The following is a 14,309-nucleotide window of genomic DNA, read 5'->3' on the forward strand; positions in this document are numbered from 1 at the left end:
ACGCAGCGTTACCGAGACGATCACGGAGGGCTACTCATGGCACGCTCACGGTGGAAGTGGTCCGACTCGGATGAGATCGAGCCAGAGACCGCCGCTGCCGGCATCGAGAGCTACCACCACCTGTACTCCTGGCGGGCTCACAACCCCGATCGCTTGCCCGACAATTGCGTCTACATCGGCATTGCGGGCGACCTCATCATGTCGCAGCCGAACACCAACCTGTTGGTTCTCGGGCCGTCCCAGGGAGTAGGTAAGACGTCGGGCAACGTGGTTGCCCAGGTGCTCTGCGCCCGGGGTCCTGTCATCGTCACCAGCTCCAAGGGGGACATCATCGCGCCGCTGGTCATGGCACGAGCCCTCGTGGGCACCGTCTGGTTCTACTCCCTCGACGGCGATGCCGTGCCGCCCGGTATGAATGAGCTGCGTTACTCACCAGTCCCAATGTGTCGAGACTGGGGCACAGCCCAACTGACAGCGACCGCCATTGTGAAGTCCTCGAAGGAGCCCGGTCAGGCCAGTAGCGACACCAACGCCTTCTTCGATGACCAGGCCGCCTTCACCTTGGCCTGCTTCCTCTTCTACGCAGCGCGCCTCGGCCATGACATGGCGTGGGTCGTCTCCATGATCAACAACCCACGCGATGGCGGGGACGGCCAGCCGTGGGGCATGGCCGAGATGTTGGCTGTCCTCGAGGAGCGGGGCCATGAGGACGTCGCTGACGCACTCGCCGGTCTCGCTAACGCCCCCGATCGCCAGCGTGCCAGCGTCTTTGCCACCGCGTCACGAGCCCTGCGCGCCTATTCGCTGCCGTCGGTGCTGGCCACCACCAAGGATCCCAATTTCAGCATCGATGCGTTCGTGGCCGGACAGCCGGAAGCGGAGCAAGAGTCCATGAACTGGGACGGCGACTGCCAGTTGGAGGGCGCCTACGACACCGTCTTCATCACCGCGGCCGAACAGACCCTGGTCATGGGGCCAGTGGTTGCTGCCTTTCTCGCCCAGGCTCGCAGCCGACGCCGCAAGCTCTTCCGAGCTGACACCGATCCTGATCGTCCAGGCTTGGCGCATAGGCCGCCGCTGACCTTCATGCTCGACGAGCTGGCCACCATGGCTCCGATCTACGACCTGCCGGACCAGCTCGCCATCGGCAACGAAGGCATGGTCACCGTCGGCGTGCTGCAGGACATCAGCCAGGCCAAGCGCATCTGGGGTGCCGAGCTGGGCAAGGGGCTGCTCACCTTGTTCCAGAACGTCTTGATCTTCCGGGGTATCCGAGACTCCGAGACGTTGCAGGCCATCAGCGCGATTGCCGGCCAGGCCTGGATCGAGGTTCAGGGCTCCAACCAGGGCACCTCGTCTTCCGGACTGTTCGACCCGGTCACCCAGTCCTCTGGCATGAGCGTGACCCAGCAGCTCGTGCCCGCTCTTCCCCTCGATGCCATCGTGCAAGGACACCCCCAGCACCCGGACGCGGTGCTGTGGCTGCGCCCCGACGGCTCGCACCAGTGGGTCCACAACGCGCCCTACTACCGGGCTCGGCCGTGGGTGCCAATCCTGGTTCAGACGATGGAAGACATCGCCCGTCTGCCCCTCGATGACCCCCGGCGTCTGCTGCGGGTACCGAACCTCTTCGACGGCTACGTGGGCCACACCTTCGGCCTTGGGCACTGGGAACAGCGCTACTGGAACGCCCGCCAGCAGCTCGATCGGACCCGTCGATCCATTCTCGGCCGCAACGCCGCTGAGATGGGTGCTTCTCAGTGAACTACGGCGAGATCAACAACGACTGGGTGCAGAGGCGTCGGCGCAAGGCAACGTCTGGTCCGCTTCCCAAGCTCATGCGCGCGGAACGTCCCGGCCGCTATTACCTGGGGATGCGCCTGCCGTCGAAGGGCCGCCGCCTCTTCACCGGCGCACTGGTCTACGCACCTGCGTGGCTCTGCTGGCTCTTCGTCATGAACAACCAGGACGACATGTACGCGTCGGCCGACTCGGCCTTCTGGCGGTTCAATGCCGCCTTCCTCGCCTTCGCAGTAACGCTGGCTGGCTACTGGTTCTGCCTGTGCGTGGCCCCTCAACATGAGGGCCAGAACCTCTGGGCTCGCCGGATCATGGGCACGCGGGTGGTTTCGGTGCGCCAGGACGAATCCGGGGAAGTGCGCGTCTTCTACCCGTCCAACTGGCAGCTCATGGTCCGCGCCGTGATGGTGATCTTCGTCGATGCCTACGTTGGCTGGCTGAGCGTGTGGTTCTCGAGGACGAACCGCTCCTGGGGAGACCGAGTGGCTCGCACCATCGTGATTCGTGAAGGAGAAGCCGAGCCGGAGTTGCCCTACGACTACGCGCGCTCCGAGTGGACCTGAGGTAACCCTTGGACGCAGGCGACCGGCTGCTCTCGGTGGAGGAGGCCGCTGAGTACCTCAACGTCGGAGTGCGCTTCATCCGTCGGGTCGTAGCGGATCGACGCATCCCCTACGTCAAGGTCGGCAAGTACGTGCGCATCAAGAAGTCCGCCCTCGATGCCTTCATCGCGGCCAACACCATCGATCCTGTCGCATGACCGCGCGACACTGAGCGCCCCCTCAAAGGCTCGGAGGCTCTCATGGCGCGGAGAAGCTTCGGCTCAGTGCGGCGCTTGCCCTCGGGGCGCTACCAGGCCAGCTACCTGGGCCCTGACGGCAAGCGTCGCACCGGGCCGCAGACCTTCATCGCCAAAGGCGATGCCACTCGGTGGCTGTCTCGCATCGAGACCGAGCTGTCGGCTGGCACCTGGGTCGATCCTGTCGCTGGCCAAGTGACCCTGCGCGCCTACGCCGCGGCCTGGCTGGCCCAGCGCACCGTGAGAGGCCGGCCGCTCGCGCCCCGGACCCTGCAGACCTACCAGCACAGCCTCGACGCGTGGCTGCTCCCGCCCCTCGGCGACCATCGACTCAGCGCGATCACCCCCGCTGTCGTGCGGACCTGGCACGCAGCAACGCTTAGCGCAACGGGCCCGACGGCGACACGACAGGCCTACGCTCTCCTGCGCTCCATCCTCAGCACCGCGATGGCCGACGACGCCATTGCCCGCAACCCCTGTCGCATTACGGGCGCGGGTCAGCCGTCGAGCCCCGAGCGCCCGCTGCTCGACCTGGACACCGTCCTCGCGCTCATCGACGCCATGCCCGTCTACCTCCGGACGGCAACAGCCACGATCTTCTGGGCGCACCTGCGCATCGGCGAAGCCGTGGCCCTACAGCGTCGCGACGTCGATTTGAGCGCAGCAACGCTGCGCATCGAGCGCCAGCACGTCGAGATTCGCAGTCAGGGTCCTGTGGAGACGGCCCCCAAGGTCGCCAGTCAGCGCACTATCGCTCTGCCCAACCAAGCCGTTGCGCTCCTTGGCCAGCATCTGCACGACCACCCGGGCCTGCCTCAGTCGTATCTCTTCACGCGCCGCGATGGCAGCCAGCTGCGGGCCATGCACGTGCAGAACGCCTGGCAGACCGCTCGCAAGAAGGTCGCGCGACCCGACGTGCATCTCCATGACCTCCGCCATGCCGGCTTGACGCTCACCGCACAGTTGGGCGGCACCCTCGCCGAGGTGCAGCGTCGAGCAGGCCATGCCAGCGCTCGGGCCGCGTTGATCTACCAGCACGCTGCTGCCAGTCGGGATCAGGACCTGGCGGCATTGCTGTCGAAGCTGGGCTGATCCCCAGGGGCCTTGGCTGTTTCCTCGAGAACCTCCGCCAGGTCTCGGCGAGCTGCTTGAACGGCCTCGATCGCGGCGTCCACCCGCGCCCGCCACGGCCGCCCGAGAGGGCCGGCCAGCAGCACCTCGGGGACGCGTAAGGGGATCGAGCTAACAGCGGTCGTCGCGACCTCGAAGGCATCAGCGACCGCTGACACGGCATCGCGCACGGACGGTCGCGCCGTGAGTCGCACCCGCGACAGCGGAACCGCGAACTCGGCGGCAGCCTCGAAGACCTCTCGATGCCACTGCTGAGCCCACGCTGGCCCAAGGAGCCGGCGACGAACCGCTGGGCGTCCCACCAACCCGACCATGGTCCGCAGGCGTCCCAGCGCCATTGCCACTGCAGCGTCGAAGGCCACGCAGGCTTCGACTTCGCTGGTCCACGCCGCGCGGCGCTGTTCGGACCCACGCACCGCGGCTTGCTCAGCGAACTCCGCTCGTTGGATTCGGAGTTGCTGACGGCCGTTGCGCCACACCACGTAGATCGAGCCCGCCACTGCGATCACTGCTGCCAGCAGCGTTGCGAGCGCCGGGATGCGCACGTCACCCATGGCGACTTCCTACGCGACACAGCTGCGTTGACCCGGCACGCAGGCGAAGCGTTGTCGCACAGCCGTTGCACGGCGAGCCAACGAGCGGTACTAACGAGGCGCTGACCAGGGACATTGCTCAATGCCTAGCAGCTTTCAAGACCGCCGCCATCGGCCACTAGGCGAGCCCTCCTGGCCGGTCGAGGCTAGCGCCCGCACGGGGACCGCAGCGTCACCCGGTGAGCAGCATGCCGCCGTTGACGTCGATGACCTGCCCGTTGATCCAGGCACCGGCGTCGGAGAGGAGCAGCGCGGCCAGCCCCGCGACGTCGTCGGGCTCGCCCAGCCGCGGGCTCCACGTCTGCGCCAGCGCCGCGGCGAGGAACGCTGGTGACAGCTGCGCCCGGGCGTTGTCGGTCAGCACCACCCCGTAGCTCAGCGCGTTGCAGCGGACGCCCCGCTTGCCCCAGGTGGCGGCCACGTGCCGGGTCAGCGTCTCCACCCCGGCCTTCGCCGCCTGGTAGGCGATCCGGGTCGTGCCGGCGCCACGGGCGGCGTTGGACGACGTGTTGACGATCGACCCGCCACCCCCGTCCAGCATGAGCGGGATCGCCGTCCGGCAGGTCGCGGCGTAGGCCAGCAGGTGGGAGCGCAACTGCAGGTCCCACGTCCCGTCGGGCGTGGAGACGACGTCACCGTCGTGCCGGTGCGCGGCGGGGTTGCCGGCCACGTTGTGCAGCCCGTCGAGCCGGCCGTAGCGCTCGACCGCCGTCCCGATGAGGGCGGCGCTGCTGGCCGGGTCGCCCATGTCGAACGCGACGGCCACCGCCTCGCCGCCGCCGGCCCGGATCGCCGCGGCGACCTCCTCGGCCCGGTCGACGTCGATGTCGCCGACCACGACCCGGGCACCGGAGGCGCCGAGCAGGCGGGCCGTCGCCCGGCCGGTCCCCCCGCCACCGCCGGCGACCACGACGACCCTGCCCTCGAGACCGTCCACGCGCACCCCTCCACTGCTAATGATTGACCCGCAGCGGAGCGGAGCCTCCGCGCCGTGTCAAGGGAGGAACCGTGGACGGACGGCTGACCGGCCGCGTGGCGATCGTGACCGGGGCGGGCCAGGGCGCCGGCCGGGGCTGTGCCCTGGCGCTGGCCGCCGAGGGTGCGTCGGTGGTCTGCGTGGGGCGCACCCGCGCGCCGCTGGAGTCGGTCGCCGCGCAGATCGCCGCGGCCGGCGGCACGGCGCGCGTCTCCCCGGCCGACGTCACCGGCGCGGCGGCTCGGCTCGCGGTCGTGGACGACACCGTCGCGGCGTTCGGCCGGCTCGACGTCCTCGTCAACGCCGCGCAGGCGCCCGCGATGCGGGCGGCCGACCTGCTCGACGTCACCGACGCGGAGATCGCCGAGCTGTGGACGTCGGGCCCGGTGGCCACGCTCGCCCTCATGCGCGCCTGCCACCCGCACATGAAGGCGGCCGGCGGGGGGTCGATCGTCAACTTCGCCAGCGGCGCGCTGCGCCGGCCCGCCCACTACGGCGTCTACGCCGGCGTGAAGGCGGCCATCGAGACGATCGGCGTCGCCGCGGCGGTCGAGTGGGGACCCGACGGCATCCGCACCAACACCGTCGTCCCGATCGTCGAGTCGCCGTCGCTGGACCTCGACCTCACGGCCGAGCAGCGCGAGCGGTACCGCGCCGGGATCCCGCTGGGCCGGATCGGCCGGCCGGAGGAGGACGTCGGCCGGGCCGTCGCCTTCCTGGCCGGGGACGACGCCGCCTACGTCAGCGGGAACACGCTGCGACTGGACGGAGCCGCCTGGAGCGCCCGCTGAGCGGTCCGGGCCCGTGGCATGCTGCGCGCACTCCCGAACGACCGGCAGGAGAGCGCGTGCCCACCCCGTATGCCAGCGTCGGCGGCAGCGATCCCGGCCTGCGCGAGCACGCCGCCGAGGTGCGCCGCCGCGGACTGCCCCTGGTGCCGGCGGCGGAGGGGGTCACCTTCCGCCTCGACGTCGACGCCGGCGGCGGGCTGCTCGGCGTGACCTCGGCCGACGCCGGGGAGGACAGCGCCGTCCCCGGGTTCTGGGCCGGCCCGGTCACCACCGTCGTCTGCCGGGAGCTCCTGGCCGACCACGAGGACTTCTGGCGCTCCCGCCTGGTCGCCGACCTCCCCGGCGCGGACGACGTGCAGCTGGTCACCGGCCTCGTCGACCTCGCGCACGCCGGACCGGGTGCCTACCGCCGCGGCCGCACCACCCGGCTGCGGCTGTCGCTGGCCGCGGAGCGCGTCTCGACCGGAGACGCGGAGCCCGCGCTCTCCTGCCCGCCCGGGGAGCCCCTCGCCGCGGTGACCGGCGTCGTCCGCGCGGCGCAGCGCCGGACGTCGGGCCGCACCGGGCGCTCGTTCGCGGTGCTCACCGTGGACACCGCCGGACTGGCCCTCGACGTCTGCGCCGCGCCGGAGGTCCTCGCCGACCTGCCGGCGGAGGGGTCGACCGTCACCGCGGTCGGCCGGCTCGTCGGCGTCTTCGCCGGCACCGTCGGCGAGCTGGCACCGGAGCTGTCCCCCGACGTCGAGCCGCCCCTGGTCGTCACCGCCCGGCCCGTGGTGGTCCCGCGCGCGCCCGTGCCGCTGCTCGCACCCGCCGACGCCGCCGACCGGCCGGCGAGCACCCCCCTGCTGGAGCTCCCCCGCAGCGCCCAGGTGCTCGCGCCGATGGTGCACACCGCAGGCGCGACCGACGCCGGGGTCGTCGCCTGCTGCGTCGACTGGGACGGCCGCTGGCAGCTGCGCCGCTTCGCCCCCGGCGCGGTCGTCCCCGACGGCGTCGTCGACCTCGCCGGGCACCCCGAGCAGTGCGTCGTCCACCGCGGCGGCGTCGCCGTCGTCGTCGGCCGGGAGCTGCTGGTGCTCGACGCCGGCCTGCAGCTGCTGCACCGGACCGCGTTCCCCCCGCACGGGCTGCTGCACCTGGTCGCCTCGCCGTCGGCCGTGCACGTGCTGGTCACCGAGCCCGCCGGGCCGGCCGACGCGCCCGACGACGCCGGGCGCCGTGCCGTGGCCCAGGGCGCGACGGTGCACCGCTACCGGCTGCACCGGCTGGACCTCGTCCGCCTCGGCGACCCCGCGGCCGACCCGTGGCAGCGGATGCAGCTGCCGGTCAGCGGGATCTACCCGCCGACCGCGCCGAGCGAGGTGCCCGGCTGGGTCGAGCCGACGGCGGCCGACACCCGGGGCGAGGGCCTCTGGTTCGCCGTCCCCGGACGCGACGCCTGGGACCGGCCGGCCCAGCACCACCTGACCGTCTCCGCCGAGGGCGCGCTGGCCATGCAGACCGACCCCGACGGCCCGCCGTGGGCCACCGGCCGGCTCCGGCACGGGGAGGTGCTGCTCACCGCCGACTCCTCGGGACCGGCGGTGGACGGCCGGCGACCGGCGTCGACCGGCCCGGTCGCCGCCCGGCTGCTGACCGGGGAGGTGCCGGCCGCGGTCGCCACCCGGTTCGACGGGCAGGGCACGGTCCTGTTCGAGCTCCGCGCCGGCGGGTGGACGCAGGTGGCCGCCACCCCGCGCGCGGTGCTGGTCAGCTCGGCGGTGGACCGGCGCACCGCCGCCCGCTGGTACGGCTTCTCCGGCTCCGACTCCCCCGGCGTCCTCGGTGTGGTGACCGGCGAGGGCGCCCTCCGCCCGGTCCTGCAGACGCGGGAGCCGTTCGCGCTCGTCGCCGTCGCCGCCGACGCCGCGGTCGCGACGACGCCCTCCCCCGGCGCACCCGTGTTGGACCTGCGCGACGGCCGGTTGCGGGCGTCCGCCGGTCCCGGCGACGCGACCGCCCGCCCTGGTCCAGGTGGGGACGTCGTGGTGAGCGGGCCGGAGTGGACCGACAGCCGGCTGCGGGCACGGGTGCCCGACGGGTGGTCGGTCGCCGAGAGCTGGACCCTGCGGGCGCCCGACGGGCAGTCGACCGTCGTCGTCTCCCGGGAACCGCTGCCGCCGGGCGTCGGGGCCGAGCAGTACGCCCAGGGCCACGGCGACCGGCTGGTCGCAGAGTTCCCGCAGTACCAGCAGCACGTGCTCACGGTGCTGCCGCTGGCCTCGGGGCCGGCCTACGCGCGGCTGTTCTCCTGGGCCGCGCCGGGCGGCGCGCGGATCACCCAGGTGCAGGTGTACGCGACCGCGCCGGGCACCGGGTTCACCGCGTCGGCCACCACGTCCGCGGCGTCGTTCGGCGCCGTCGCCCAGGTGGTCGACGACGTCCTGCGCTCCCTGGATTTCGACACGGGCGCGCCCCGGGGTGCCCCCGCACCGACGGGCGGGTCGACGGCGGCCACCGTCCTCGCCCAGCTGCCACCCCGTCCCCCGGCCTGACCGCGGGCCGGGCGGCGGCCCTCGGCGACACGGGCGGCACCGCGCCTCGAGGGCCGGGTCAGCGGCGGACCGGCCCGTCGCAGGAGCTCAGCGTCGCTCGCGTCCGGCGTCCCGGGGCGCGCGGGCGGCGTCCCCCGGCGTCGGCCCCTCGGGCACGTCGTCCTCCCGCGACACCGGCGTGCCCACCACGCCGTGCAGGTGGCAGGCGGCGAGGTGCCCGTCGGCGGGGCCGACCGGCTGCAGCGCGGGGTCGACGTCGGGGCACGGCTCGAACGCCTGCGGGCAGCGGGTCCGGAAGCGGCAACCCGACGGCACCGCCGCCGGGGAGGGGACGTCGCCGCGCAGCACGATCCGCTGCCGGTTGCGCTCCAGCTCCGGGTGCGGAACGGGCACGGCCGACAGCAGCGCCTGCGTGTACGGCATCTGCGGATGGGTCCCGACCGCCTCCGCCGGGCCGACCTCGACCACCCGGCCCAGGTACATGACGGCGATGCGGTCCGCGACGTGCCGGACGGCGGAGAGGTCGTGGGAGATGAACAGCAGCGTCAGCCCCAGCTGCTGCTGCAGACGGCGGAGGAGGTTGAGCACCTGCGCCTGCACGCTCACGTCGAGCGAGGCGATGGCCTCGTCGCAGACCAGGAAGTCCGGCTCGCCGGCCAGCGCGCGGGCGATGCCGACCCGCTGCCGCTGGCCGCCGGAGAACTCGTGCGGGTAGCGGTCGGCCACCGCCGGGTCGAGGCCGACCAGCTCGAGCAGCTCGCCGACCCGCGCCGTCCGCTCCCGGCGGCCGCCGTGCAGGCCGTGCACCTCGAGCGGCTCGGACACCGTCTGGGCGACCGTGCGCCGCGGGTCGAGCGAGGCGAACGGGTCCTGGAAGACCATCCCGGCCCGGCGGCGCAGCTCGCGCAGCTGGCGCCGGCCGAGCGCGGTGACGTCGGTGCCGTCGAAGGTGACCGTGCCGCCGGTGGGCTCGACCAACCGGAGCAGCGCGTTGCCCAGCGTGGACTTGCCGCACCCGGACTCACCGACCAGGCCGAGGGTCTCGCCGCGGTGGATGTCGAGGTCGACGCCGTCGACGGCCCGGACGGCACCGGTCGTCCGCCGGAGGGCCCCGCCGGACCGGATCGGGAAGTGCACCTCGAGCCCGCGGGCCGAGAGCAGGACGTCGCTCATCGGGCGCCCTCCCCGCACCACGTCGCCGCGCGGTGCGGCAGGGAGGAGCCTGTCGCGCGCGACAGGCTCTCCACGAACGCCAGCGGCGGCTGCTCGGTCTCGCAGCGGGCGTCGCCGCGCACCGGGCAGCGGGGCCAGAACACGCAGCCGGCCGGAAGGTCGGTCGGCGGCGGCGGGACGCCGGGGATGGTCGCGAGGTCCGGGCGCCGGCCGTCGGACAGCGGCTCGGCGAGGTCGGGCAGCGCCCCCAGCAACCCGCGGGTGTACGGGTGCGCCGGCCGCTCCAGGACGTCGTCCACGGTGCCGTCCTCGACGCACCGGCCGCCGTACATGACCAGCACCCGGTCGGCGATGCCGGCGACGACGCCGAGGTCGTGGGTGATCCAGACGACGCCGGTGCCGTGCTCGCTCTGCAGCCGCTCGACCAAGTCGATGATCTGCGCCTGCACGGTGACGTCGAGGGCGGTCGTGGCCTCGTCGGCGACCAGCAGCGCCGGGGAGTTGCTCAGCGCGATCGCGATGACGACCCGCTGCCGCATGCCGCCCGACAGCTCGTGCGGGTACCGGTCGACCGCCCGCTGCGGATCGGGCAGCCCGACCTCGGCCAGCAGCTCCACCGCCCGCGCCCGGGCCGCCTGCCTGGTCACCTGCTGGTGCGCCCGGATGCCCTCGACCAGTTGCCGGCCGACGGTCAGCACCGGGTTGAGGGAGGTCATCGGGTCCTGGAAGACCATCCCGATGCCGGGGCCGCGGACCTGCCGCAGCCGGTCCGGGGACATCGCCAGGAGGTCCTCCCCCTGCAGCAGCGCCCGCCCGGTCACGGTCGCCGTCCGCGCCGGCAGCAGACCCATCAGCGCGAGCACCGAGACGCTCTTGCCGCTGCCGGACTCCCCCACCACCGCGACCGTCTCGCCGGGCCCGACGGTGTAGTCGAGCCCGTTGACCACGTGCGCGGTGCCACGCGGCGTGCGCAGCTGCACCCGCAGGTCCTCGACCGCCAGCACCGGCGCCGTCATCTGCCGCTCCCGGCCGTCAGCGTCCGCTGTCGCGGGTCGAGCACGTCGCGCAGGCCGTCGCCCAGGAGGTTGAAGCACAGCACCGTGAGCACGATGGCCAGGCCCGGGAACACCGAGTACCACCAGGCCTGCTCGATGAAGCCGCGCCCGTCGGCGAGCATCAGGCCCCAGGAGGGGTTGGGGCGGCGCGGGCCCAGGCCGAGGAACGACAGCGCCGCCTCGGCCAGGACGGCGAACGCGAGGCTGATCGAGGTCTGCACGATGATCGGCGGTGCGGCGTTGGGCAGCACGTGCCGGGTGAGCAACCGGAAGTCCGACGCCCCGATCGAGCGGGAGGCGCGGACGTACACCTCCTCCCGCACACCGAGCACGCTGGCGCGGGTCACCCGGGCGAAGATCGGCACGTAGACGATGCCGATGGCGAGGATGGCGTTGGCCGGCCCGGTGCCGCGGATGGCCACGACCGCGATGGCCAGCAGCACCGCCGGGAAGGCGAAGAGCATGTCCATCAGCCGCATCAGGACGTCGTCGACCCACTTGCCGTAGAAGCCGGCGAGCAGGCCGATCAGCGTGCCCACGACCAGGGCGAAGGCCACGGAGAGGAAGCCGACCCGCAGCGACGTCCCGGCTCCCAGGACCACCCGGCTGAGGATGTCCCGGCCGAACTCGTCGGTGCCGAACGGGTGGCTCCAGCTCGGTGGCTGCAGCGCGATCGACTGGTCCTGGTCGTTGGGGCCGTCGGGAGCCAGCGTCTCGTCGAACAGCGCCACGAGGACGATCAGCACGAGGACGACCGCGGAGACGGCGGCGGTCGGGTTGCGGGCCAGCAGGCCCAGCGTCTCCCGCCACCGCGGGCGGGCGGGGCGGCTCGGCGGGATCGGCTCCGCGGGCGGGGGCTCGGCCGGGTTCGCCCCGGGGGTCGGCAGCTGGGTCATCGGCGGGAGATCCTCGGGTCGATCCGGCTGTAGAGCAGGTCCACCAGCAGGTTGATCACCAGGAAGACGAGCGCGAAGAGCAGCACCGCGCCCTGCAGGACCGGGAAGTCACGGTCGCGGACGGCCTGCAGCGCCAGCTGACCGAGCCCGGGCCAGGAGAAGACGATCTCCACGACGACGACGCCCGACAGCAGGTAGGCCAGCTGCACCCCGGTCACGGTGACCAGCGGCAGCAGGGCGTTGCGGAGCACGTGCCAGCTGAGCACCTGGCGGGTGGGCAGGCCCTTCGCCTCCGCCGTCCGCACGTGGTCCGAGCCCAGCGCCTCGAGCATGCTCGACCGCACGAACCGGGTGATGACCGAGCCGGAGACCACGCCGGTGGCGACCGCGGGCAGGATCAGCCGCTGGAACCAGCCCCACGGGTCCTCGGTGAGCGGCACGTAGCCGCCCGAGGGCAGCCAGCCGAGGGTCCCGGCGAAGATCAGGATCAGCATGATCGACAGCCAGAAGTCCGGCACCGAGATGCCGAGCTGGCTGACCACCGTCGCGAAGCGGTCGACCAGCGAGCGCGGGTGCAGCGCCGACAGCATGCCCAGCGGCAGTGCGATCAGCAGGGCCACGACGAGCGCGGCGACCGCCAGCGTCAGCGTGGCCGGCAGCCGCTCGGCGATCAGCGACGTCACCGTCTCGCCGCTGCGGAAGCTGACCCCGAGGTCGCCGGTCACCGCGTTGCCCGCCCAGCGGAAGTACTGCTCCACCAGCGGCAGGTCCAGCCCGTTGCGCTCCCGCAGCGCGTCGTAGGTCTCCTGCGAGTAGCGGGTGCCCAGGGCCAGCCGGACGGGGTCGCCCCGGACCAGGTGGATCAGCGAGAAGACGAGGACGCTGACCCCGGCCAGGACGACGAGCGCCTGGCCGACCCGCCGGAGCAGGTAGCCGGTCAGGGCAGCTCCACGTTCTCGAAGTTGATCGCGGCGTCGGCCCGGATCGTGTAGCCGGTCAGCCCGGGCGCCCACGCCTGCACGACGTCGGGGTTGAACAGGTAGATGTAGGACGCGTCGTCGACGATGATCCGCGCGGCCTGGTCGTACAGGTCCTTGCGGGCGGCCTGGTCGGTCTCCGTGGAGGCCCGGGTCAGCAGGTCGTCGACCTGCGGGTTGCTGTAGCCCTGGTAGTTGCTGCCGCCGGTGGACAGGTGCTGCTGCTCGTAGAAGTCGGCCGGGTCGATGTTGCCGATCCAGCTGAACAGGAACGAGTCCATGTCGCCCTGGGCCTCGCGGTCGAGCCAGGTGGCGAGGTCCTCCTCCTCGATCTCCACGTTCACGCCGATCGGCTCCAGCTGGCTGGCGATGACCTGCGCGGCCGCGACGGACTCGGCGTCCTCGTCGGTGACCATCAGGCCCAGCGTGATCGGCGTCGGGACGCCGGACTGCTCGATGAGCTGGCGGGCGGCGTCCTCGTCGGGGGTGTAGGGCGCGTAGTCGAGGTAGTAGGCGCTGCCCTCGGGGATCGCGGTCTGGTTGGGCTGCGCGGCGCCGAAGCGGGCCGCCTGGGCGATCTCCTCGCGGTCGAGGGCGGTGGCGATCGCGCGCCGGACCTGGGGGTTGTCGAACGGCGCCCGGTCGTAGTTCAGCGACAGGTAGTAGTACTCGACGCTGGTGGCCGAGCCGAGCTCCACGCTGTCGTCGTCGGCGAGCGACTCGATGTTCTGCGGCGGCACGTTGTCGGTCCACTGCACCTCGCCGTTCTGCAGCGCGGTGAGTGCGGCGGTGCCCTCGGAGATGTAGCGGAACTCGACGCCGTCGACGCTCGGCGCGCCGTCCCAGTAGTCCTCGTACGCGGTCAGCACGGTGCTGTTCGCGTCGGAGCTCTCCAACCGGAAGGGCCCGGTGCCGTTGGCCTCGGTCTGCAGGTCGAACTCCTCCGCGGCGTTCTCCGAGACGATCGACATGCCCTTGAACGCGCCGATCTGCTCGAGCAGGTTCGGAGTGGGCTGGGTCAGCGTGATGACGACGGTCCGCGGATCCGGCGCGGCGATGTCGGCGACGGTGGCGAACCGGTAGGAGTTGGCCAGCTCCTCGTCGATGATCCGCCGGTAGCTGTAGACGACGTCGGCGGAGTCGAACTCGCTGCCGTCGTGGAAGGTCACCCCGTCGCGCAGGGTGAACGTCCAGGTCAGGCCGTCCTCGCTGGTCTCCCACGACTCGGCCAGACTCGGCTCCATCGTGAGGTCGTCGGGGTTGGGGACGATGAGGGTGTCGTAGACGTTCTCGAGGACCTGGAAGCTGGCGTAGGCCGTCGTCGCGTGCGGGTCGAACTGGTCGGGCTGTGCGGCGACCGCCGCGACGAGCACGTTGTCCCCGCCCCCGCCTCCGCCGCCGGTGTCGACGTCCTCGCCTCCGCCGCAACTGGCCAGCAGCAGCACGCCGGCGGTGAGCAGGGGCAGCAGTCGGGTCGTGCGCACGGGGACCTCCGGGCAGCTCGGCGACGTCGTCCGTCCCCGACCTTGCTCCCGGTCGTCCGACCTCGCAGGTCGAGCCAGGGATCGTTGCACCGTCGTC

At 72.5% G+C, this 14,309-nt stretch carries 13 protein-coding genes; 6 read left to right on the forward strand and 7 right to left on the reverse strand.

Annotated elements, in window-relative coordinates; all coding sequences use genetic code 11:
• Nucleotides 1-36 precede the first annotated feature (36 nt).
• The 4 genes from DQ240_RS07645 to xerC are packed head-to-tail and all read left to right on the forward strand — an operon-like array spanning nt 37 to nt 3,691.
• Nucleotides 37-1,764 (forward strand): type IV secretory system conjugative DNA transfer family protein, encoded by a 1,728-nt coding sequence (locus DQ240_RS07645; protein ID WP_158548585.1) that lies wholly within the window; start codon nt 37-39, stop codon nt 1,762-1,764.
• On the forward strand, nt 1,761-2,363 hold the full coding sequence (locus DQ240_RS07650; protein ID WP_113839031.1) for an RDD family protein: 603 nt from the start codon (nt 1,761-1,763) through the stop codon (nt 2,361-2,363). The genes DQ240_RS07645 and DQ240_RS07650 overlap by 4 nt, the downstream gene beginning before the upstream one ends.
• An 8-nt stretch (nt 2,364-2,371) precedes the next feature.
• Nucleotides 2,372-2,560, forward strand: coding sequence for a helix-turn-helix domain-containing protein (locus DQ240_RS07655; RefSeq protein ID WP_113839032.1), 189 nt, complete (start codon nt 2,372-2,374; stop codon nt 2,558-2,560).
• A gap of 42 nt (nt 2,561-2,602) precedes the next feature.
• Nucleotides 2,603-3,691: a tyrosine recombinase XerC gene (gene xerC / locus DQ240_RS07660; RefSeq protein ID WP_113839033.1), complete on the forward strand. Its 1,089-nt coding sequence runs from the start codon at nt 2,603-2,605 to the stop codon at nt 3,689-3,691.
• On the opposite strand, the gene DQ240_RS07665 is transcribed toward xerC, so the two are convergent.
• Nucleotides 3,655-4,284 carry a hypothetical protein gene (locus DQ240_RS07665; RefSeq protein ID WP_113839034.1) on the reverse strand — a complete coding sequence of 210 codons (630 nt, stop codon included), beginning with the start codon at nt 4,282-4,284 and terminating at the stop codon, nt 3,655-3,657. The two genes, xerC and DQ240_RS07665, sit on opposite strands and share 37 nt — an antisense overlap.
• Nucleotides 4,285-4,495: 211 nt before the next feature.
• A complete protein-coding gene (locus DQ240_RS07670) occupies nt 4,496-5,260 on the reverse strand; it encodes an SDR family NAD(P)-dependent oxidoreductase (RefSeq protein WP_158548587.1) in 765 nt (254 codons plus the stop codon).
• A gap of 71 nt (nt 5,261-5,331) precedes the next feature.
• Here DQ240_RS07670 and DQ240_RS07675 point away from each other — a divergent pair, with 71 nt between their 5' ends.
• Both DQ240_RS07675 and DQ240_RS07680 read left to right on the forward strand, forming a co-directional pair.
• Nucleotides 5,332-6,090 (forward strand): SDR family NAD(P)-dependent oxidoreductase, encoded by a 759-nt coding sequence (locus DQ240_RS07675; protein WP_113839036.1) that lies wholly within the window; start codon nt 5,332-5,334, stop codon nt 6,088-6,090.
• A gap of 56 nt (nt 6,091-6,146) precedes the next feature.
• A complete protein-coding gene (locus DQ240_RS07680) occupies nt 6,147-8,627 on the forward strand; it encodes a DcrB-related protein (protein WP_113839037.1) in 2,481 nt (826 codons plus the stop codon).
• Nucleotides 8,628-8,714: 87 nt separating this feature from the next.
• Here the strand turns inward: DQ240_RS07680 and DQ240_RS07685 are convergent, their stop codons facing one another.
• The 5 genes from DQ240_RS07685 to DQ240_RS07705 are packed head-to-tail and all read right to left on the reverse strand — an operon-like array spanning nt 8,715 to nt 14,212.
• Complete coding sequence (locus DQ240_RS07685; protein ID WP_233498574.1) at nt 8,715-9,800, reverse strand: ABC transporter ATP-binding protein; 1,086 nt, start codon at nt 9,798-9,800, stop codon at nt 8,715-8,717.
• Nucleotides 9,797-10,816: an ABC transporter ATP-binding protein gene (locus DQ240_RS07690; protein WP_113839038.1), complete on the reverse strand. Its 1,020-nt coding sequence runs from the start codon at nt 10,814-10,816 to the stop codon at nt 9,797-9,799. The genes DQ240_RS07685 and DQ240_RS07690 overlap by 4 nt, the downstream gene beginning before the upstream one ends.
• A complete protein-coding gene (locus tag DQ240_RS07695) occupies nt 10,813-11,751 on the reverse strand; it encodes an ABC transporter permease (RefSeq protein WP_113839039.1) in 939 nt (312 codons plus the stop codon). The genes DQ240_RS07690 and DQ240_RS07695 overlap by 4 nt, the downstream gene beginning before the upstream one ends.
• Nucleotides 11,748-12,764, reverse strand: coding sequence for an ABC transporter permease (locus DQ240_RS07700; protein ID WP_233498575.1), 1,017 nt, complete (start codon nt 12,762-12,764; stop codon nt 11,748-11,750). Before DQ240_RS07700 ends, DQ240_RS07695 begins: the two co-directional genes overlap by 4 nt.
• A complete protein-coding gene (locus DQ240_RS07705; RefSeq protein WP_113839040.1) occupies nt 12,689-14,212 on the reverse strand; it encodes an ABC transporter substrate-binding protein in 1,524 nt (507 codons plus the stop codon). The genes DQ240_RS07700 and DQ240_RS07705 overlap by 76 nt, the downstream gene beginning before the upstream one ends.
• Nucleotides 14,213-14,309: the final 97 nt, after the last annotated feature.

Source organism: Blastococcus sp. TF02A-26 (assembly GCF_003319125.1).
Lineage (GTDB): Bacteria > Actinomycetota > Actinomycetes > Mycobacteriales > Geodermatophilaceae > Trujillonella.

Bases quoted from the DNA above. Each gene is read 5' to 3' on its own strand.
- DQ240_RS07645 (WP_158548585.1), top strand. From the start codon at position 37: ATGGCACGCTCACGGTGGAAGTGGTCCGACTCGGATGAGATCGAGCCA.
- xerC (WP_113839033.1), top strand. From the start codon at position 2,603: ATGGCGCGGAGAAGCTTCGGCTCAGTGCGGCGCTTGCCCTCGGGGCGC.
- DQ240_RS07665 (WP_113839034.1), bottom strand. From the start codon at position 4,284: ATGGGTGACGTGCGCATCCCGGCGCTCGCAACGCTGCTGGCAGCAGTG.
- DQ240_RS07685 (WP_233498574.1), bottom strand. From the start codon at position 9,800: ATGAGCGACGTCCTGCTCTCGGCCCGCGGGCTCGAGGTGCACTTCCCG.
- DQ240_RS07690 (WP_113839038.1), bottom strand. From the start codon at position 10,816: ATGACGGCGCCGGTGCTGGCGGTCGAGGACCTGCGGGTGCAGCTGCGC.
- DQ240_RS07695 (WP_113839039.1), bottom strand. From the start codon at position 11,751: ATGACCCAGCTGCCGACCCCCGGGGCGAACCCGGCCGAGCCCCCGCCC.